The 20,853-nt window shown below is 31.7% G+C and carries 19 protein-coding genes and 1 pseudogene; 12 read left to right on the forward strand and 8 right to left on the reverse strand.

Features of this window, described 5'->3' with window-relative positions; all coding sequences use genetic code 11:
- Nucleotides 1–22 precede the first annotated feature (22 nt).
- The 11 genes from CKL_RS03085 (at nucleotide 23) to CKL_RS03135 (ending at nucleotide 8,472) form a co-directional block, all read left to right on the forward strand.
- A complete protein-coding gene (locus CKL_RS03085; protein ID WP_011989198.1) occupies nucleotides 23–379 on the forward strand; it encodes a NifB/NifX family molybdenum-iron cluster-binding protein in 357 nt (118 codons plus the stop codon).
- Nucleotides 380–390: 11 nt separating this feature from the next.
- The gene (locus CKL_RS03090) at nucleotides 391–831 is read left to right on the forward strand and encodes a Fur family transcriptional regulator (RefSeq protein ID WP_012620188.1); all 441 of its coding nucleotides are present in this window, start codon (nucleotides 391–393) and stop codon (nucleotides 829–831) included.
- Between the two features lie 3 nt (nucleotides 832–834).
- Entirely contained in the window at nucleotides 835–1,281 is a 447-nt protein-coding gene (locus CKL_RS03095) for a DUF134 domain-containing protein (RefSeq protein WP_011989200.1), read from the forward strand.
- Nucleotides 1,282–1,305: 24 nt separating this feature from the next.
- Nucleotides 1,306–1,689: an iron-sulfur cluster assembly scaffold protein gene (locus tag CKL_RS03100; protein WP_011989201.1), complete on the forward strand. Its 384-nt coding sequence runs from the start codon at nucleotides 1,306–1,308 to the stop codon at nucleotides 1,687–1,689.
- A 152-nt stretch (nucleotides 1,690–1,841) separates the two neighbouring features.
- The gene (locus CKL_RS03105) at nucleotides 1,842–3,530 is read left to right on the forward strand and encodes an acyl-CoA dehydrogenase family protein (protein ID WP_011989202.1); all 1,689 of its coding nucleotides are present in this window, start codon (nucleotides 1,842–1,844) and stop codon (nucleotides 3,528–3,530) included.
- Nucleotides 3,531–3,638: 108 nt separating this feature from the next.
- Nucleotides 3,639–4,007 (forward strand): DUF134 domain-containing protein, encoded by a 369-nt coding sequence (locus CKL_RS03110; RefSeq protein WP_011989203.1) that lies wholly within the window; start codon nucleotides 3,639–3,641, stop codon nucleotides 4,005–4,007.
- Between the two features lie 121 nt (nucleotides 4,008–4,128).
- Nucleotides 4,129–4,476 carry a FlxA-like family protein gene (locus CKL_RS03115; RefSeq protein ID WP_011989204.1) on the forward strand — a complete coding sequence of 116 codons (348 nt, stop codon included), beginning with the start codon at nucleotides 4,129–4,131 and terminating at the stop codon, nucleotides 4,474–4,476.
- A 365-nt stretch (nucleotides 4,477–4,841) separates the two neighbouring features.
- Nucleotides 4,842–5,702, forward strand: coding sequence for a Rossmann-like and DUF2520 domain-containing protein (locus CKL_RS03120; RefSeq protein ID WP_012620190.1), 861 nt, complete (start codon nucleotides 4,842–4,844; stop codon nucleotides 5,700–5,702).
- Nucleotides 5,695–6,537: a 3-methyl-2-oxobutanoate hydroxymethyltransferase gene (panB, locus tag CKL_RS03125; protein WP_011989206.1), complete on the forward strand. Its 843-nt coding sequence runs from the start codon at nucleotides 5,695–5,697 to the stop codon at nucleotides 6,535–6,537. The genes CKL_RS03120 and panB overlap by 8 nt, the downstream gene beginning before the upstream one ends.
- Nucleotide 6,538: 1 nt before the next feature.
- Nucleotides 6,539–7,417: a pantoate--beta-alanine ligase gene (gene panC / locus CKL_RS03130; RefSeq protein ID WP_011989207.1), complete on the forward strand. Its 879-nt coding sequence runs from the start codon at nucleotides 6,539–6,541 to the stop codon at nucleotides 7,415–7,417.
- A gap of 209 nt (nucleotides 7,418–7,626) precedes the next feature.
- Nucleotides 7,627–8,472, forward strand: a complete 846-nt coding sequence (locus CKL_RS03135; RefSeq protein ID WP_011989208.1) for an HAD family hydrolase — start codon at nucleotides 7,627–7,629, stop codon at nucleotides 8,470–8,472.
- 70 nt (nucleotides 8,473–8,542) lie between these two features.
- On the opposite strand, the gene CKL_RS03140 is transcribed toward CKL_RS03135, so the two are convergent.
- From CKL_RS03140 to CKL_RS03175, 8 genes and pseudogenes are all read right to left on the reverse strand, one after another.
- On the reverse strand, nucleotides 8,543–9,808 hold the full coding sequence (locus CKL_RS03140) for a SpoVR family protein (RefSeq protein ID WP_011989209.1): 1,266 nt from the start codon (nucleotides 9,806–9,808) through the stop codon (nucleotides 8,543–8,545).
- 5 nt (nucleotides 9,809–9,813) lie between these two features.
- Nucleotides 9,814–11,025, reverse strand: a complete 1,212-nt coding sequence (gene yhbH / locus CKL_RS03145; RefSeq protein ID WP_011989210.1) for a sporulation protein YhbH — start codon at nucleotides 11,023–11,025, stop codon at nucleotides 9,814–9,816.
- Between the two features lie 4 nt (nucleotides 11,026–11,029).
- Nucleotides 11,030–12,952, reverse strand: coding sequence for a PrkA family serine protein kinase (locus CKL_RS03150; RefSeq protein ID WP_011989211.1), 1,923 nt, complete (start codon nucleotides 12,950–12,952; stop codon nucleotides 11,030–11,032).
- Nucleotides 12,953–13,427: 475 nt separating this feature from the next.
- On the reverse strand, nucleotides 13,428–13,910 hold the full coding sequence (locus CKL_RS03155; RefSeq protein WP_011989212.1) for a MarR family winged helix-turn-helix transcriptional regulator: 483 nt from the start codon (nucleotides 13,908–13,910) through the stop codon (nucleotides 13,428–13,430).
- Nucleotides 13,882–15,471: a DHA2 family efflux MFS transporter permease subunit gene (locus CKL_RS03160; protein WP_011989213.1), complete on the reverse strand. Its 1,590-nt coding sequence runs from the start codon at nucleotides 15,469–15,471 to the stop codon at nucleotides 13,882–13,884. The genes CKL_RS03155 and CKL_RS03160 overlap by 29 nt, the downstream gene beginning before the upstream one ends.
- A gap of 14 nt (nucleotides 15,472–15,485) precedes the next feature.
- On the reverse strand, nucleotides 15,486–16,139 hold the full coding sequence (locus CKL_RS03165) for an HlyD family secretion protein (RefSeq protein ID WP_011989214.1): 654 nt from the start codon (nucleotides 16,137–16,139) through the stop codon (nucleotides 15,486–15,488).
- A 24-nt stretch (nucleotides 16,140–16,163) separates the two neighbouring features.
- Nucleotides 16,164–17,144 carry an efflux RND transporter periplasmic adaptor subunit gene (locus tag CKL_RS03170; RefSeq protein WP_011989215.1) on the reverse strand — a complete coding sequence of 327 codons (981 nt, stop codon included), beginning with the start codon at nucleotides 17,142–17,144 and terminating at the stop codon, nucleotides 16,164–16,166.
- A 314-nt stretch (nucleotides 17,145–17,458) separates the two neighbouring features.
- Nucleotides 17,459–18,871: pseudogene (locus CKL_RS03175) on the reverse strand (amino acid permease).
- A 928-nt stretch (nucleotides 18,872–19,799) separates the two neighbouring features.
- On the opposite strand from CKL_RS03175, the gene CKL_RS03185 reads away from it, so the two are divergent.
- Nucleotides 19,800–20,849 (forward strand): carbamoyl phosphate synthase small subunit, encoded by a 1,050-nt coding sequence (locus tag CKL_RS03185; protein ID WP_011989218.1) that lies wholly within the window; start codon nucleotides 19,800–19,802, stop codon nucleotides 20,847–20,849.
- Nucleotides 20,850–20,853 lie beyond the last annotated feature (4 nt).

Below are 20,853 nucleotides of genomic sequence, written 5' to 3' on the forward strand. Positions count from 1 at the left end.
ATTATTTAAGGAGGATATAATTATGAAAATAGCAGTTGCAAGTGAAGGAAAATATGTAAGTGGACACTTTGGACATTGTGAGGGATTTACAATTTATCAGGTAGAGGATAAAAAAATAAAAAATGAAGAATTTAAACCTAATCCAGGACATAAACCAGGATACTTACCGGTATTTTTAAAGGAACTAGATGTAAATATAGTAATATCAGGAGGAATGGGTGCTACTGCTCAAGAGATTTTCAATGAAAATGGAATAGAGGTTGTAGTAGGAGCAGAAGGTTTATGTAGTGATACTGTAGAAAAATTTATAAAAGGCGAACTTAAATCCACAGGCAGTGTATGCACTGAGCATGCCCACGAAGGTCACTGCAGCGAGTAATATTTAATAAGATGGATAAAAATCTTTTGTTATACAAGAAGTTAATTAAAAATAAAGGATATGAGTTCACTATACAGAAGAGAATTTTACTTTTAGAGATGATAAATGCCAATACTCATTTATCTGTAAAGCAAATTTATGAAAGAATTAAAGACAAAAATATTGGTCTTGCTACAGTATACAGAAGTTTAAAGATATTTGGCGAGCTTGGTATAGTAAAAAAAATCAATGTTGATAATATCAATTACTATGAGATAAAAATTTTTAGCGGGAAACCTCTTCATGTACATTTTAAATGTGATAAATGTAATAGTATAATAGATGTAGATAATTTAGAGCAGGATCTTTCATATATCAAGTTAAATAAAAAAATTGAAGAGAAAAATGATGTAGAAATATATGATGTAGATATCATGTTAAAAGGACTGTGCAGTAAATGCAAAGGAGGATAAAACATGGCAAGACCAATAAAATTTAGGAAGGTAGAATTTTTTCCTAAAAGCACCTATTTTGTACCTTGGGGAAAGGCTAAATGCAAAATTAGTGAAACAGTTTTAAAAGTGGAAGAGCTTGAGGCCATGAGGTTGAAAGATATTGAGGAATTGAATCAGGAAGAATGTGCTGAAAAGATGCAGGTATCCAGACAGACTTTCCAAAATATAATTGATAGTGCAAGAAGAAAGGTAGCTGTGGCTTTGACACAGGGAAATGCTATAAGAATAAGTGGGGGGAATTACACGACTAATTTTTGTAAATTTAAGTGTTTTGATTGTGGTGAACTATATGAAGTGAATTATGAACAGGACAGACTTCTTTGTCCTGTTTGTGGTTCACAAAGGGTTTTATGCAGTAAAAAAGCAGATTTTTGCACAAAATGGTGTAAGAATAATAAGTGTGAGTAGTATATTTTTAGGGGGATGAAAAGTATGTTTACAAGTGAATATACAGATACTGTTATTGAGCACTTTATGTGTCCTAGAAATGTAGGTATCATAGACGATTCGAATGGTGAGGGAAAAGCTGGAGATGCATCCTGTGGAGACTCATTAAGTATATATATTAAAGTGGAGGACAATATAATAGAGGATATCAGTTTTTTAGTTTACGGGTGTCCTGCATCTATAGCTACAAGTAGTATGACAACAGAACTAGCAAAAAAGAAAACCTTAGAAGAGGCATTATCTATTGGAGAAGATGATATAATAGATGCCCTAGGAGGATTGCCGGATCATAAAAAACACTGTTCTAATCTTGGTGTTAAAGCCTTAAGAAGTGCTATTTATGATTATCTCCATGAAGATAAAAAATAAAAATGTTTAAAAAGGTGAGAAGTAAAAGTTGGACCATATAGTAATTTAAGGTATGTAATGATATAATCTATTTATAACTTTTATTGTAATTAGTGAATGTACTTTTTTCTATTTACATGTATGTTGAAAATTATATTTAGGGAGATGGTCTTATGAACTTTGAACTCACCAAAGAACAACAAATGATTAGAGATAATGTTCGAAAGTTTGCAGAAGCAAAAATCGAGCCTATTGCATTTCAACTAGATGAGAAAAATATATTTCCTGAAGAAATAGTTAATGAGATGGGGGATCTATCTATTATGGGTCTTCCATACCCAAAAGAATATGGTGGAGCGGGAAAAGATGTATTGAGCTATGCTATTGCGGTAGAAGAACTATCAAGGGTAGATGCAGGTGTGGGTGTTATATTATCTGCACACACATCTCTTGGAACTTGGCCTATTATGGAGTTTGGGACAAAAGAACAAAAAGAAAAATATCTAGTTCCACTGGCCTCGGGCAAGAAAATTGCTGCTTTTGGTCTTACAGAACCTAATGCTGGAAGTGATGCCGGCAAGACAGAAACTACAGCGGTTTTAGAAGGCGATCATTATGTCATAAATGGTTCTAAGGTATTTATAACAAATGCGGATTATGCAGATACTTATGTAATATTTGCGGTTACAACTCCAGGTTTGGGAACCAAGGGAATAAGTGCCTTTATTATTGAGAAGGGTATGGATGGATTTACTTTTGGTACTCATTATAATAAAATGGGTATACGTTCTTCCGCTACAGCAGAGCTTTTATTTAAAAATTTGAAGGTACCAAAATATAATCTTTTGGGAAAAGAAAATGAGGGCTTTAAAATTGCCATGCAGACCCTAGAAGGTGGGCGCATAGGTATTGCGGCACAGGCACTTGGAATTGCCCAGGGTGCATATGAGAAAGCACTAAGCTACTCCAAGGAAAGAGTTCAGTTTGGAAAACCTATTTCAAGACAACAATCCATAGCATTTAAACTTGCGGATATGGCTACTAAAATTCGGGCGGCTAGATTTATGGTATATAGTGCAGCTGTATTAAAGCAGGAACATAAAAATTATGGAATGGAATCCGCTATGGCGAAATTGTATGCTTCTGATATTTGCCTTGAAGTTGTTAATGATGCAGTGCAAATATATGGGGGCTCAGGATTTATTAAAGGATTTCCTGTAGAGCGTATGTACCGTGATGCTAAGATCTGTACAATATATGAAGGAACTAATGAGATTCAAAGACTTATTATCTCCAATGATATTTTAGGTAAACCTAAAAAAGAACCTATTGAGGAAAATAAAGAAAATAAAGTTAATAAAGCAAAACCTATAACGGGAAACCGTAGGAGGGTCATTATAAAAGAAGGCTCTCCAAAAGAAAAGGTGGATGCATTTTTAAATTATATTAAAAGTGAAAATATAGATATTAATAAAAGTGAAGCTTCTAAAGGAAGTATAGCAGACGCAGATAAAGTATGCAGTATAGGACTGGGATTAAAGGATAAAAAAGACTTGCCTTTAATACAATCACTAGCGGATACAGTTGGTGCTGAACTTGGCTGTTCCAGACCTGTGGCTGAAGAAAGGGAATGGCTGCCACTTGATCGTTATGTAGGCATATCGGGTCAGAAATTCGGTGGAACATTTTATCTTGCCATTGGTATATCAGGACAAGTTCAACATTTAAAGGGAATTGAAAATGCTGGAATTATAACTGCTATAAACATAGATGAGGATGCTCCTATATTTAAGAGTTCAGATTATGGTATTGTAGGAGATCTATATGAAATTGTGCCGCTGCTTATTGAGGCTTTAAAATAGAATTTGTAATTTTTTAAGAGGTGATTATTCACCTCTTATTTTAGTATGTAAAAAAGTCAAGAATTGCATTATAATATTCTGGTACGATAAAACTAAAGAGGTGATAAAATGGCAAGGCCAAGAAAATGGAGGAAAGTCTGTACATTGCCGCAAATTAATAAATTTGGACCTGTAGATATATCAAAAGATATAAATGAACCTATAATAATGACTGTAGAGGAATACGAAACTATAAGGCTTATGGATTTAGAAGGATTAAATCAAGAAGAAAGTGCAAGTGTAATGGGAGTGGCACGTTCTACTATACAGAGAATATATGATGATGCCCGTAAAAAGATAGCAAAAAGCTTGGTAAACGGGAAAATATTAAAAATAGAAGGAGGCAGTTATAAACTTTGTAGTGACTTTAACAATAAGGAAAACTGCAGTAAGTGTATTTGTAATAAATACAGACAGTATGATGAATGTGCTGAGTAAATACACTAAGAACATTATTTGGTTTATTTTTTTAATAAAGATATGGATTTTAAGGAAATATTAATATTAATATAGTAAATTTACCTAAGGGAATATAATAAAATTTTTAGGAGGTATTAATATGAGTATTTCATCAATTTCTTCTATGTCAACTGGCACAACTGTAACTTCGTATAATAGCAGTAATGACACAAGTCAATTAGAAAAGCAGGCAGCTAATATTAAACAGCAGATACAAGAAGAGAGTGCAAGTGACGATGATGAGCAAACAAAACAGGCTAAAATCCAGCAGTTACAGGCGCAACTGCAGCAGATTGAATCACAGATTCAGCAAATGCAATCTCAAAAAACATCGAAAACTCAAACTTCTGTGGATAGTATAAAGTCAGAAAAAATGGAAAATAGCAATACTAATAAAACCAATGATGGTAAAAATAATTCTGATAACATAGTAGATGTATTTGCTTAAAGTATATTTATCAAAATAGTGTTCCATGAATTTGGACTTTTAAATTAGTATGTATTTTAAATTTTTAAAGTATTAAAGACTCTGATGACTCAGGGCCTTTAATACTTTAAGAAACATTAGGAATATGTTTATATAAATATAATTTACAAAATTAATATATAATATACTGGGAATTTGAACAAAATATAAGTACTTGAATAGAACTTTAATGTGTGCTAGAATAGCTTTGGGTAGTATCGTTTTGAGCTGCACCATAAGTGTTGATAAATTATTCTTCTGCTCATATCAATTTTTGAAAGAGACAGGATGCGATTTGATTTTAAAATTTTGTTTGTATTTTTGTGTTGTAAAGAGATGGTGATGCCATGAAATTTAATATTGGTTTTGTTGGAGCTGGTAGAGTAGGAGTAACCTTGGGCAAGTATTTTTCCCTTAATGGATTAAACTTGAAAGGCTACTACAGTAAAAGTAGAAGTTCAGCAGAGGAAGCTGCTGATTTTACATCCAGTAAATATTACGAAGAACTTGAAGCTTTGATAAAAGATTGTAATGTTATTTTTATAACAACCCCTGATGATATTATACAAGAAATATGGAATAAAATAAAAAAATACAAACTGAAAAATAAAATAATCTGCCATTCAAGTGGTTCTTTGTCCTCTTCAATCTTTTCAGATATTGACACTTTAGGAGCATTCGGATATTCTATCCATCCCATGTGTGCTTTTTCAGATAGGTTTAATACTTATAAAACATTATATAAAATTTATTTTTCCATTGAAGGACATGATGCTTACATCACAGATTTAAAGGGACTTTTTGAAAAAATGGGTAATAAAATTATTATACTTGACAAAAGTAAAAAACCCTTATATCATCTTGCCAATGTGACAGTTTCTAATTTAGTGCTTTCTCTTTTAAATATAGGATGTGCATATCTAGAAGACTGTGGTATTAATAGGGATGATGCAATTAATGCTCTTATGCCTTTGATTGACAATAATTTAACTAACATAAAAAACAAGGGCTTTATAAATGCATTAACTGGTCCTGTAGAGCGTGGAGATATAGAGACTATTAAACATCATCTTGAGGTTATACCAGAGGTGCATAAGAATTTATACAGAGTATTGTCTTTGAATCTAGTGGAGCTGTCAGAAAAAAAACATGTGGGAACAAAATGGGATAAAATAAAAAATGAACTTGGAGGTAATGAACATGGCTAAAAATAATGTTTCTACTTTTGTAAGTGCAAAACATAATAATGAAAAGATTACAATGCTTACTGCTTATGATTACTCTATGGCTAAGCTTATGGATGAATCCGGTATTAATGGTATTCTAGTTGGAGATTCACTGGGCATGGTATGTCTTGGTTATAAAGATACCTTAAGTGTTACCATGGAGGATATGCTTCATCATATTAAAGCGGTTACAAGAGGGGCTAAAGATGCGCTGGTAGTGGGAGATATGCCTTTTATGTCCTATCAGACTTCTGTATATGATGCGGTAAAGAATGCAGGCAGGATAATTCAAGAGGGACTGGCGGGAGCTGTAAAACTTGAAGGGGGCGTTTCAGTGTATGAACAGGTGAAAGCTATTGTAAAAGCTCAAATTCCTGTAATGGGACATATAGGTCTTACCCCCCAGTCTGTTAATGTATTTGGTGGTTTTAAAGTTCAGGGCAAGGATGAATCTAAGGCAAAAAATATAATTGAAGATGCAAAAAGACTTGAAGAAGCGGGGGCCTTTTCTATTGTTTTAGAAGGAATACCTTATAAATTAGCTAAAATTATTACAGAGACAGTATCTATACCCACTATTGGAATAGGTGCAGGGAAGTATTGCGACGGACAGATATTGGTATATCAGGATATGTTGGGATTATTTTCTGATTTTAAACCTAAGTTTGTTAAGTCCTATGGAAATGCTGGGGAAGTTATAAGAAAAGCATTTAAAGACTATATTACTGAAGTTAAGGAGGGTATTTTTCCCGATGAAGAATATAGTTTTAAAATGGATGATAGTATTATAGATAAATGCATTAAAGAAGGTGTGTAAAATGGAAACGATTGTATTAAAAAGGCACGATAGTATAAAAAGAGTAAAGACAGTGGGTGAGGTAAGAAAACAGATAAAAAAATGGAAAAGAGAGGGATTTACTATTGGGCTTGTACCTACTATGGGATTTTTACATGAGGGGCATGAAAGCCTTATAAAAAGAGCAGCAGAGGAAAATGACAAAGTAGTAGTTAGTGTATTTGTAAATCCTACACAATTTGGTGAAAATGAAGATTTAGGATCCTATCCTAGAGATATAAAAAGAGACGAGGTTTTGTGTAAAAAAGCTGGAGCCAATTTAATATTCAATCCAGAACCTTCAGAGATGTATTATAAAGATGCAAGTACTGTTGTAAATGTAAATGGTTTGACAGAAGGTCTGTGTGGTGCAAGGAGACCCGTTCATTTTGGGGGAGTGTGTCTTGTAGTTTCAAAATTATTTAATATTGTAACTCCAGATAGGGCTTATTTTGGCGAAAAAGATGCACAGCAGCTTGCAGTTATAAAGAAAATGGTAAAAGATTTAAATTTTGATATAGAAATAGTAGGATGTCCTATAGTAAGGGAATTTGATGGTCTTGCCAAAAGCTCAAGGAATACTTATCTCTCCTTTGAAGAAAGAAAAGCAGCCAGTATACTAAATGAAAGCCTTATTTTAGCAAAAAAAGCTTTGAATTTAGGAGAAAGAAATGTAGGCAGGATAAAGGATATGATTAATGAAAAGTTAAGTTCAGAAATCTTAACAAGGATAGATTATATTGAAATTGTGGATAGTTTAAGTCTGGAACCTGTACAGAGTATATCTTCTTCCATTCTAGTTGCAATTGCGGTATATATAGGAAGAACCAGGCTTATAGATAATTTTACTTTTAAAGTATAGATTGTATAATGTACTTATTGTACTTTAGGATATTGGGATAGTGTATTTAATTACATTTTATATCTTGATATCCATTTTTTCATACTATAAAATGTTTAATCTATGTAGAATAATTACTTATACTAGAATATAATAAAGTTAAGTCATAATAGAACAAGTGATTCTTGGGTTTAGGTAATGATGATTTAATTAAATTGGAGGAAAATATTTTGACTTTATATATTTCAGATCTAGATGGAACATTATTAAATTCAGAACAGGTTGTAAGTGAGTATTCCGTTAGAATTGTAAATAAATTAATAGCACTGGGGATAAAGTTCACTGTTGCTACTGCCAGATCTTATGAGGCTTCAAAAAATATATTAAAGCCACTAAATTTGAATTTACCTATTATTTTAAATAATGGATCTTTTATATATGATCCTTCTTTGAATAAAAATATCAGAGAAAATTATTTAGATAAAAGTATAGTTGAGTTTATTTTAAGGCATTATAGTTTAAAGAAAATTTCTCCTTTTGTATCTGGAATAGATCTTAATGGAAATAAAAAAATATTTTATAAAGGTATTTTTAATGAAGGCCAGAGAATATATATAAATTCACGAAAAAGGCAAGAGGATAAGAGACTTACTATGGTAAAGGATTTTTCAAAGATTGGAGAATACAATATTATAAATATATTTGCCATAGAAAAAGGAAATGAATTAGATTATTCTTATAGATTATTTAAAAATACTATAGATGCTACCTGCCATTATACAGAAGAAATTTATTCAAAAGGTTTTTTCTGGCTGGAGGTTACGAATTCCTATGCTAATAAAAAATCTGCTGCAGAATTTTTGAAAGATTATTTAAAGATTAATGAACTTATTTGTTTTGGAGATAACTTAAATGATAAACCTCTTTTTGAATTGGCAGATGAAAGGTATGCAGTTGAAAATGCTTACAAACCATTGAAGGATATTGCTACTGGAATTATTCCCTCTAATGATAAGGATGGAGTGGCTAAATTCCTTTACCACAAATATAAAAATTTTACAACTAAACTAAAATAATTTAGCTGTGTGAATTATAATTTTAAAAAGTCTTTAATAAATTAGAGAACATTTATTAAAGACTTTTAAATTATCTTAAGGTTATATATGAAATTTTTTTATTTTCATTACAGCAAACCTGTACACTTTCATCTTTCAGCTTTGTATTTAATCTGACTGGATATCCCCAAAGTTCATAAAGATATTTTAGAGTAGCTTCCATATAACTTGAATTTAATTCTCTTCCTTCATAAATATGATTTAACACGAGGGCAGTATCTTTTTTTGATATACTGTCAACTACAATATTGGGGATTAAATTCATGCCGCAGAGATTACAAAGGGTATTTCTAATTTTCAGCCATCCGTCTCCATCTGGGATCTCTCTTACTACATAGTCATCTCCTCTTTTACCATATTCAAATAAGTTTAATTCGTAGCATAGTTCTTCGGTGAGGTATCTTCTTATAAAGGACTCATCGCGTTCTAGCATCCGCACTTCAAATATTTTATCTATTCCGTATTTTTTCTCTAGGTTTTCAAACATTTTAAAACCAACATAATAAGGATTTATACTTCCCATAGTGGGGGCTATAACGTCATTATGTCTTTTTATAAATTCCACATAAAGAGAAGCTGTCAGATTAAGCTGATTTAAAATTTTGTAATGCCAGTAACTTGCCCAACCTTCATTCATAATTTTTGTTTCAATTTGGGGTATAAAATATAAGGTTTCATTTCTAACTACATTTAAAACATTTTTTTGCCATTCTTCTAAGGTACCGTGGTTTATTATAAATGCTATAATGTCATCTTTACATTCTTCTTCTGTTTTTTTAAGTCCCACAGTTCTCACTGTTTGAAATCTTATAGCATGGGCGGTATTTAAAATTTTTTCCACCTCTTCGTATCCAATGCTAGGATCATTCACATATTCTCTTATCATATCTGCGTGGTTTTTAAACATTTCGATAGCATAGGATGCATTAGTACCTTCTTTAAATAGTCTGTTATTCTTAAAAAAATCATTATGTCCATATACATGGGCCATAGTTAGAATTTGCAGAAGCAGTGTATTATCTTTCATTAAATAGGCAAGACAAGGATTTGAATTTATTACCATTTCATAAGGAAGACCTGTAAGATTATATTTATATAGTGATTCTGATCTGTCGTAGGCCTTTCCAAAGCTCCAATGGGGATACCTAGAGGGCATTCCCACATAAGCTTCATAGGCAATCATATCCTTATAACTTATGATTTCAAATTCCTGAGGGTAAAAGTCAAGACCTGATTCTTCAGCTTTGGACTCTATTATATGCCCCCAGGTTTCTAAGTCCTTATTTGTATATTCCACGGAAATCACCTCTCTTCCAATTCTTTATTCAGTATTTTTTTCAGGGATTTCCATAAATCTTGTTTTTCATGAATAGTAACTACAGTAAAGTTATTATCAGTAATTTTATTTTGAAAAATGTGTTTTATACTGCTTCCATAAGGACTTGGAATAATTTCAGCGTAGCTAAAAAGATTGCATACTTTACATAGGTCCTTAGCGCATTTTAATGCCAGACTATTATCTTCGCTCCAATTATCCCCATCACTAACATAAAAAGTGTAAACATTCCAGTAAGCAGGATTATAATTTTCTTCAATTACTTCTAAAGCTTTTTTTAAGCCACTGGATATATAAGTTCCACCAGATTCTACTTTGTGAAAAAATTCATTCTCTGTAACTACTTTAGCAGAAGTAGAATGAGAAATAAATTTTACTTCTACATTATTGTATTTCATTTTTATAAATCTGTACAATACAAAGAAAAAAGATCTAGCTAAAAATTTTCTAGTACTATCCATAGAGCCTGATGTATCCATTACACAAATAATTGCAGCGTTTAGCTCTAGTTTTGGTTTCCTTTTTACTCTGAAATATCTTAAATCATCTTGTTTAAATGGGAATCTGGATTTTATAGTTGTATTTTCTGGCAGTTTATTTTTAGGATCAGACTCCAGTTCCCCATGAATTTCACGTAAAGCCCTTTTAGTACCCTGCTGTCTTTTTAATTTTTCTACCACAGTTCTTTTTTTAGCAAGTCTCGGGTTTATCCCTTTTCTCTGATAACCGGATTTTTTAGGAGAATTATTAGAGAGAATCTGTGAAAATTTCTTTTTATCCATTAGAGGAAGCTCCAGATCTTCCATCAGGTAATCTAAAACATCTTCTATGGTAACTTCTATTTCATACATATCTTCTCCTTCTTGATTACCTGCACCTTGATTACCCTTTCCATCTCTGTCTTTTATGGCTTTTCCAATTCTATCTCCTTTTTTTTGGGAGCCATCTCCGCTGCCTACTCCAGAACTATTGTCTCCATATATAAATTGGTATTCTTTTATACCTTTTATGGGAATCTTAACTTTTTTGTTTTTACTTTGACCTATGATGCTTTCTTCAGATATTATGTCCGCCAAGTTATCTTTAATAGATTTTTCTACCAATTGTCTATGGCGTCTTCTATCTTCTAAAGATCTGTCATGATGGTCATTAACATCAAATTCTCTGAAAATAGCCATAAGATCAATCCTTCCACAAATTATTGGCAGCATATTTTAAGATAACATCACAGCAGTGATCGCAGTAACCTGTTGCCTTTAGCTCTTCTACCATGGAATTGTATTTTACATCTTGGTCTTTATCTCTAACTCTGGATTTAGTTATAATTCTAGATAATTCTTTTACTGATGCTGTAAGCTTTTTTTCAATAGCCTCTTTAAGTGGTTCATAGGAGGTATATTCGATTTTACCTCCATTTCTTATAATATAGAACATATATGAGGTGACATCTGTTCTAAAACCCTTGGAGGAGCTTTCAGAAACGCCTATATGCTGTTCTATAGATCTCATGAAAGTTTCGTCAGGATCAAGTTCTTCTCCAGTGGAATGATCTTTGATTTTATTTTTATTTACATAAGCTTCAGCATGATCTAGATAATTATCAAAAAGACTCTCTGCCTGTTCTTTAAAACTGTGTATAAAGGCTCTAGTCACTTCTTTTTCAAGCAGTTTATTATATTCTTTTCTTATGGTATCTTTTAAAAATGTTAGATATTTCTTTTTGTCATCTTCTGCAATATCTAAATCCTTAACTGATTTTATTAAACTTTCCATTACACTTAGGGGATTTATACAATTATATTCTGAATTAGAAAGTGCCTGATCTAAAGCTTTTATAATGAATCTTGTGGATATTCCTGTCATACCTTCTCGCATGCCAGCTTCTTCCTTCAATTCTGAAAAGTCAATTTTTTTAGTACTTCCTTTTTCTACTATATCTTCCCCATTATAAATTTTTAATTTTGTCATAGGATCCACCTTGTTTGAAGGTGAAAGCCTGGATAAAATGGCAAACATTGCTGCAATTTCCATAGTATGCGGTGCTATATGGGCGTTAAATTGGCTTTTACCAAGTATTTTTTTATATATTTTAACTTCTTCGTTTAATTCCATACAATATGGAACCTCTATTTTTACTATTCTGTCAAGAATTGCTTCATTGGTATGATCGGATTTAAATTTATTCCATTCTGATTCATTAGAATGTGCTAAAATAATTCCGTCAAAATAAATCATTGAGCCTTTCCCAGGAGATGGAACAGATTTTTCCTGGGTAGCAGTAATTATGGTATGGAGATATTCCACATCATTTTTAAATACTTCTATAAATTCTACTAGTCCTCGATTTCCTACGTTGAATGCACCATTAAGAGAAAATATTCTAGGGTCATCTTCAGGGTAAATGTCCATCTTTGATATATCAATAGAGCCTGTGAGTACAGAAGTATCCTGATTGTTAGGATCCACAGGAGGTACTACGCCAATTCCTTTTCTAGAACGAATAGAAAAATCAGTAGTTATTACAGGAAATTTTTCATATTGCCCATTATAGTCATGTTTAAGTCTGTATTTACAAATGGGGCATAGATCTCCCTCTATTTCAACATTCAAAATTTTTTCAAAATCATGTTTTAAATGATTGGGTATTAAATGAAGAGGTTCTTCTCTCATAGGACAACCTTTAAGTGCATATATTGGTTCTGATGTTTCCAGGGCTTTTTTTATGGATTCAACTAAAGAGGATTTTCCAGCACCTACGGGTCCTACTAGGTAGAGTACTTGTCTTGATTCTTCTCCTTTCATTGCAGCTGAATGGAAGTAATTAACTAATTTCATTATCACTTTATCAATACCAAAAAAATCATTTTTAAAAAAGTTATATCTTCTTATAGGTTCATTTCCATGCAATTTCTTAATTTTAGGGTTTTCTTCAGGGTTTAATACCTCGTATTTTTTATCTATTATAATATCATACATTCTCTTATGAGCTAATTTTACTATTTGAGGATTATCCTTTACGATTTGTAGATATTCTAAAAAAGTGCCTTCGAATTCATGTTTTTTTCTTAGTTCTCTATCTTTTTCAATTATATCTTTAAAGTTCATATTCTCCTCTCCTTTTTACTTTATCTATTACATACTACGCATGATGAATATTTATTATGTATAATAATGATAACTATGGGACTTAAATTAATTAAGTAAATATGTTCAAATGATTTTTTAAGTAGCTGTTATATTAAAAAGGAGTATATATTATTAGATTTTCAAAGATTTGGTTTAAAGTAGAATAAAAAATAGTCGTTTTTATGTAATTGAAAATTAGATAAGTGAATACTTTTATAATTTAAGTATTAATTTATTAAATGAGAGATTTGTTGCAATCATTATATTGCTTTCCTGTAGTGTTGTCAATGTATTTATCATAGATAAATCTTTACTAAATTATTATTTTTCTAATTATGGTTTATTAAATTATATGAAGATTAAATTTTTTTGGCACTTATAATTAAATATTTAAGGATAAAAATATAACTGGAAATTATATTTTCCAGTTATGTGAAAAATCAAATAATGTAGATTAATTGCAATTCTCTTCATCTAATAATAAAATAAAACTTTCTAATGCATGAATAATTTTTTCTACGCTGGTTGGATCCATATTCTTTATAGTATTAGATATGCAGTAGGCAATAAAATGTTCTTTCATTCTGACTATATCATTATTTTTTTTAAAATCCTCAGAAACAGAGAGTTTTACGATTCTTCTGTTGTTCTCAGGTATTTCTCTTATTACCACGCCCTGGCTGACTAATCGGTTTACTATACCTGAAACTGTGCTTTTGGTCAGCATTAGATGGTCACTTAATTCATTAAGAGTTATATCCGGTGTTTTATATAAATGAAATATAACAGTAAGCTGAGGGGCTGTGAATCCATATTGTTGTGCTATTTTTTTGAATTTGCACCTAAAAGTTCTATGGATAGTTTTAAAAAGACTAATTATTTCATCAGATTGTTTGGTTATTAATTCATCATTCCAACATGACGGTTCCTCCTTCATTATACTTCTGCTCACCTTCCTTATTTTGTTTTTTAGGTATTTTTTTGTTTCTCATCATTAAAGTTAAAATTATGGCTAAAACCAATACAATAGAGATTATGGCCAGGGAATAGGCCATAGCGTCTATTGTAGCTTGGCCTTGAACCATTTTTGCAAGTGTGGATACTGCAGAAGCTTTAGCTGCTTTTAGGGATTGTCCTTCATACATATATGCTTGTGTTAATGTGCTTATAGTGTTATTAGAGGTTGCATTATAGATATTTATTTGTTCAGATAGTTTTAAGTAATTATAATTAGTCTTACTCTGTATTATTGTTGACATTATAGTTATACTGAGTGAACCCGATATTTGACGTATGGTATTGGAAAGAGCAGATGCCCTTCCAATTAAATTTTTTGGCACCGCATTCATCCCAACAGTATTAATTGGCATCATGGCCAGCCCTATTCCAACTGATCTCAAGCATAAAACAAGAGTTATCATTTCTCTACTGGAGTTCATATTTATTAAAGTTGAAATATGATAAGAACTTAGTCCTAATATTATTATACCAGGTATTACAAGTGGTTTTGCACCAATTCTATCAAATAAATTACCGCTTATGGGCATCAAAAGTCCTGTAACAATGGCGGCTGGCAGCATAATTATACCTGTTTCCATTGCAGTATAACCTCTTATATTTTGTAGAAACAAGGGTAATACATATACTCCCCCCATTAATGCTAATGTTAAAATACAAGATATAATCTGACTTGCACTAAAGTCAAATAGTTTAAAGACTCGTAAATCAAGCAGCGGATCCGGGTGAGTAAGTTCATTTACTACAAATAACACAAGACTTAAACATCCTAAGGTTAAAAGTATAGGATATTTTACATCCGCCCAATCAATGGAGGTCCATTCACCTAATACATAGAGTAGACTGACTACACCTATTGTAGAAGATAAGAATCCTATTATATCAAAGGATTTCAATTGCTTTCTTTTTGAATCTTTTAATAAAATGGCAGCTAATACAACACCTAGTACGCCTATAGGTACATTTATATTAAAAATAAGTCTCCAATCCATTTTTTCAATAATATATCCACCTAGTGTTGGTCCTATGGAAGGTGCCGCCATAGCGGCTATTCCCCAGATGCCAAGGGCCAGGCCTATTTTTTCTCTTGGGAATATTTCATATATCATAGCCATCCCAACAGGCATTATCATGCCTCCACCAATGGCCTGAATAATACGGAAACATATCATTGATGTGTTGTTCCAGGCAAATCCACACAACATAGAGCCTAATGTAAACACTGTCAGTGCAAACATGTATATTTTTTTAGAGCCAAAAACATCTTGAAGATATCCAGTAAGAGGTATAATTGCCCCAAGTGCCAGGGTATATGCTGTAAGTATCCATTTTGAATCATCCATTGATACTCCAAAAACAGCCATCATCTTGGGAATTGCAATATTAACTATACTACTATCTAGTATAGACATAAATGTACCAATTACAACTACAATTAATGCCAGCCAGCTGTATAGAGAATCATGATTATTTTCTTCCATTATGTATCACCTCATTACTTAACATGGATTTTCACAACAGCATTGGTGCCTGGAAGTATTTTATTATTAAATTTATTAATGGAGATTTTTACAGGTATTCTTTGAACTACTTTTGTAAATGTACCACTAGTTGAAGAAGGTAGTATAGATAAGGCAGATTGTGATGCTTCCCCCACAGATTTAACTTTTCCTGTAAATTTTTTTGAACCATATTGGTCTATAGTAATAGTAACGGATTGTCCAATTCTTACTTTGCCAAGTTTTGTTTCCTCGATATTAGCAGTTATATAAAGCTTATCTGGATCTATTAATGTAGCCAAGGTTTGACCCGATGACCAAATTTCACCGATGGTTCCTTGCTTTTTAATGACTATACCGTCAATAGGAGATCTTATTAAAGATTCATCTACACTTGAATCAGGAAGGTTAACCATTTCCTGGCGTGCCAGTATTTGATTTTTTATAACGGTATCTCCTTCTTCTATATTAAGTTCTAATAATTTTCCACTAATTTGTGGAGTTACATTAACTAAATCTGCACTTACTGATGCATCATCAGTGGAAACATAATAGGTATTTTGATACCAATAATAGCATCCAATACTACCAAGTGCTGCTACAATTATTATTAATATTCCTATAATCAATATTTTCCGTTTTTCTTTCATAATTAAGGTACCCTCTTTCTTGATTTATTTATCCAGACCAATTTCTGCAAACATTCCAGGTTTTAGATTTGTATCTTTGTCTGTTAAGGTTACTTTAACTAGGATGTCTCTACTTTGGGAATTTAATGTAGAATTTATAACAGCTATTTTACCATGGAATTCTTTGTCAGGTATTTCAGATACTTTAGCAATTACAGATTGTCCTTCAGAAATTTTACTTATTATGTCTGCTGGAGCATAGGCATTTACATACAAATTGTTGGTATTAATTATAGAAACAAGTACTTTATCTGTAGATGCTATATCTCCTACATTAATGTTTCTTGCATTTACTATTCCAGAGATAGGTGCTGTAATAATGGCATTATTAAGTGATGTTTGAGCAGTTTTTAAAGCTGCTTGAGCCTGGGTTATCTGAGCTTGATAAACATCTATAGAGGATTTTGTAGGGCCGTTGTTTAACATATTAAGTTGTTCCTGGGCAGTTTTATATTGTGCTTCTGCGGCAGATAATTGCTGATTGGCTGTATCTAATTCTTGTTGGGTGGCCGCTCCTTCATTTAACAATGCTTGTACACGGTCATAATTTTTCTTTACTGTTTGGTAGGATTGAGATGCACTGTTTAGGCTAGCCTGGGCCTGGGCTATTTGTTCGGGGCGGGTACTATTTTGTGCATTTGTTAAATTAGCTTTCGCAGTATTAAGAGCAGCTTGGGCTTGATCAACCTGGCCTTGTAGATCTGTTGTATCTAATTTTATAATAACATCACCTTCGTTCACTTTTGAACCTAAGTCTACTGATATTTCAGAAACTTTTGCTGAAACCTTTGCAGTTACATCTGCTTCTTCGTTTGTTGCAATTTTACCACCCATTAAAAACTGGGTATTGGTACTTTGTTTAATGGTCTTGGTAGTTTTACTGGTAATGGTGCTTGTACTAGTAACAGAACTACAACCACTTAAGAGTATTGCTGCAACTAGACAAGATAAAGTAAGTCCTTTCATTTTTATCTCTCCTCAATATAATGTTTGTATAGTTTGTATAAATACTGTTCGCATATTAACAATATTTATTATATAACCATTTAGTTGCATATTCAACAAAATTATTCTAAGTATTTAATATAAAATTTGTTTTTTATTTTTTGCTATTATGAGATTTTTGAATAAATAAAATAATCTATTCAAAAGGAATAGATTAGGATATAAATCATTTGAAATTTTGGATATATACCATAGAAAACAATGGAAGAATTTCTATTGGACAGAAACTGCTTGTCTTTTTCGCAGTTTCTGTTATATGTAGATATGTTAGTTTTTTATTTACCAATAATTTCGGATGAAAAAACACTTTTAGTAGATTTTGCTTTATTAATACCGAATACATAGTAGCAAACTATTAAGATAGCAAACCAAATAGGTGCAACTATAATGGCAACTAGAGTATCTTTATTAAAAAACATCATTATAACTACGAAAGCTAAAAATGCTAAAGTAATCCAGTTCAAATAAGGGTAACCAAATACAGGAAAATGTAACTTTTTTACTTCTTCAGGGTTAAGTCTTTTCCTGAATTTAATTTGAGCCACTAAAACTATTCCCCATACCCAGATTGCTCCAAAGGTTGCAACGCTGGTAACATAAGTAAATACTTTGCCGGGAACAAGATAGTTAAGCACAACTCCTATCAACAGGAAAAATGCTGAAATTACAATTCCCGTTACTGGAACATGTGATTTATTAAGTTTACTAAATACTTTTGGGGCTGATCCCTGCAGGGAAAGATTATAAAGCATACGTCCTGTGCTAAATATACCGCTGTTACAGGAAGATAATGCTGCGGTTAACACTACAAAGTTTATAATGCCTGCTGCTGCTGAAATACCCAGTTTATTGAAAGTAAGTACAAAAGGACTTCCTATTGTACCAAGACTGTTCCACGGATATAGGCACATTATTACAAAAAGTGCTCCCACGTAAAATACTAGTATTCTCCAAAACACTTTATTAACTGCAGCCGGTATGGTTTTTTCAGGATTTTTTGCTTCGCCAGCTGTAACACCTATAAGTTCTGTACCAAGATATGCAAACATAACCATTACTATTGAAAGCATTGGACCCCATAAACCTTTAGGTAAAAAGCCTCCATGAGACCATAAGTTTGAAATACCGATAGGTTTTCCACCATTACCTATACCAAATATAATCATAAGAAGTCCTAAGCCTATCATTATAATAATTGTAACTACTTTAATAAGTGCAAACCAAAATTCAAATTCTCCATAAGCTTTTACGGCAATTAAATTAACACAGGTCATAATAACCAGTGCTGCTAGAGCTGGTATCCATTGGGGCATATTTGGAATCCAAAATTTTACATACACACCTACCGCAGTGATTTCAGCCATACAAGTTACAACCCACATGAACCAATAGGTCCATCCAGTCAAGTATCCTGCTAAAGGTCCAATAAATTCGTTGGCATAGGCACTAAAGGAACCGGAAACTGGATATGAGGTTGCAAGTTCACCTAAAGCCCTCATAATAATAAACATGGCGAATCCAGCTATAGTATATACTAATAAAATTGCTGGTCAAGCAGTTTGAATGGCATTAGCTGATCCTAAGAATAATCCTACTCCAATTGCTCCTCCTAGGGCAATCAATTGGATATGACGTTCTTCCAGACCACGTTTTAAGTTTTCATTTTTTAATGCATCTTGTTTACTCATCGTACTCTCCTTACTAGCCAAACGTTTTTGCAAGTATTAATTCAAAATTATTCAGCTTGAATTTTATTTGTTCAAATTTCGCATTTATTATGCATTATTAAGAACATTTTTAAATAAATACTAGCATATTTTTTTCTTTTTAACAACTATTATTTAAATACATGTTGAATTAATAATTTTTATATTTAAAATTTATAATATTTAAATATTATTTTATCAGTAATTACATATATAGATATTATTAATGAAATACCGGCATTTTACTTGGAATGGAAGATATATTCTTATATTATAGGAAAAATTTATCATATCTGATATGCAGATATTTATAGAATATTAAATTTGCAATTAATATATTTATGTCATTTTATATAATTAATTAATATTTTTAAGTCTTAATAGGATATTAGTTAACATTTTTTTGAGTGTTAATATTTTATTATGATTTCAATAAATTAGTAATATAATAAAAGTTTACTTGCATATATTATTCAAAGTGGAAGATAAGCACTGCTGCATGCCTTTATAAGTTATTTCCCTAAAGGATAGCGTATTCTAAGTGCTAAAGACACTAAGAATACTGTTAATAAGGGTCAGGTGGAAAAAAGTAGTTCTCTATAGCAAACTCTATCTGAACCTAAGAATCACTTTATAAGTACTTGACATGGAAATGTATTTTAATTAGAATAAGACGTAAGAATTAAGTGAAAAATACACTTTAAATTGGTCCTGTGAGGCCAGAAAGGGGTATATATCTATATGTATGGGTATAGTTGTTTGTTAAAAAAAGTGGAATGTTTTATATTAAAAATTAGATATAGGTAATAGAAAAATTATTTCAAATGAGAGTTTTTCTATTACCTTTTTTGTATATTAAAAATTAATTAAGTGTATTTTTACAGGTAAAAATACAGGAGGTATATTATATATGAAAGCAAAACTTATATTAGAAAATGGACATGTATTCCAAGGAGAAGCCTTCGGCTATTTGAATGATAGTATAGGGGAAGTAGTTTTTAATACGGGAATGACAGGATATCAAGAAATACTTACAGACCCGTCCTATTATGGACAAATTGTTACTATGACCTATCCTCTTATAGGAAATTACGGAGTGAATTTAGAAGATGTGGAATCTGATAATCCCAAGGTAAAAGGATTTATAGTAAAGGAGAGTTGTAATTATTCCAGTAATTTTAGAGCAGAATTAGAACTTGAAGATTATCTGAAAATAAATAAAATTATAGGACTTTCAGGAATTGATACCAGAGCACTAACAAAAATGTTGAGAGCAGATGGTACCATGAAAGGAATTATAACTGTGAAGAATGTAAATTTTTCTACAGTAAAGGATACAATACAATGTTTTTCCAATGAAAATGCAGTAAAAAGGGTAAGTACAAATGAGATTTATACATTAGGTAAAGGTAAAAAACATGTGGCTATATTGGATTTCGGCATAAAGAAAAGCATAATAGAGGAATTTTTAAATAGAGGTTATAAAGTAACGGTGTTTCCTTCAGATTGTAATGCGGAAGATATCCTTAAGCAAAATCCCGATTTAATATTTTTATCTAACGGACCAGGAGATCCTTGTGATTTAAAATTAGAAATAGAAAATATAAAAAAGCTTATAGGTAAGAAGCCTATAACAGGTATATGTCTTGGGCATCAGCTCTTAGCCCTTGCTCTTGGGGGAAGTACTGCAAAACTTAAATTTGGACACAGGGGTTGTAATCATCCTGTAAGGAATCTTGAAAGTGGCAGGGTGCATATAACTTCCCAAAATCATGGTTATTATGTGGATAAATTACCTGACGAGATGGAACTAACCCATGTAAGTCTAAATGATGGGACTATTGAAGGTATGAAGCATAAAAAATTGCCTATATTTTCGATACAGTTTCATCCAGAAGCATGTCCGGGACCTTCGGATAATAACTACATATTTGATGAATTTAATAAATACTCACTTTAAAAAT

The organism is Clostridium kluyveri DSM 555, assembly GCF_000016505.1.
Lineage (GTDB): Bacteria > Bacillota > Clostridia > Clostridiales > Clostridiaceae > Clostridium_B > Clostridium_B kluyveri.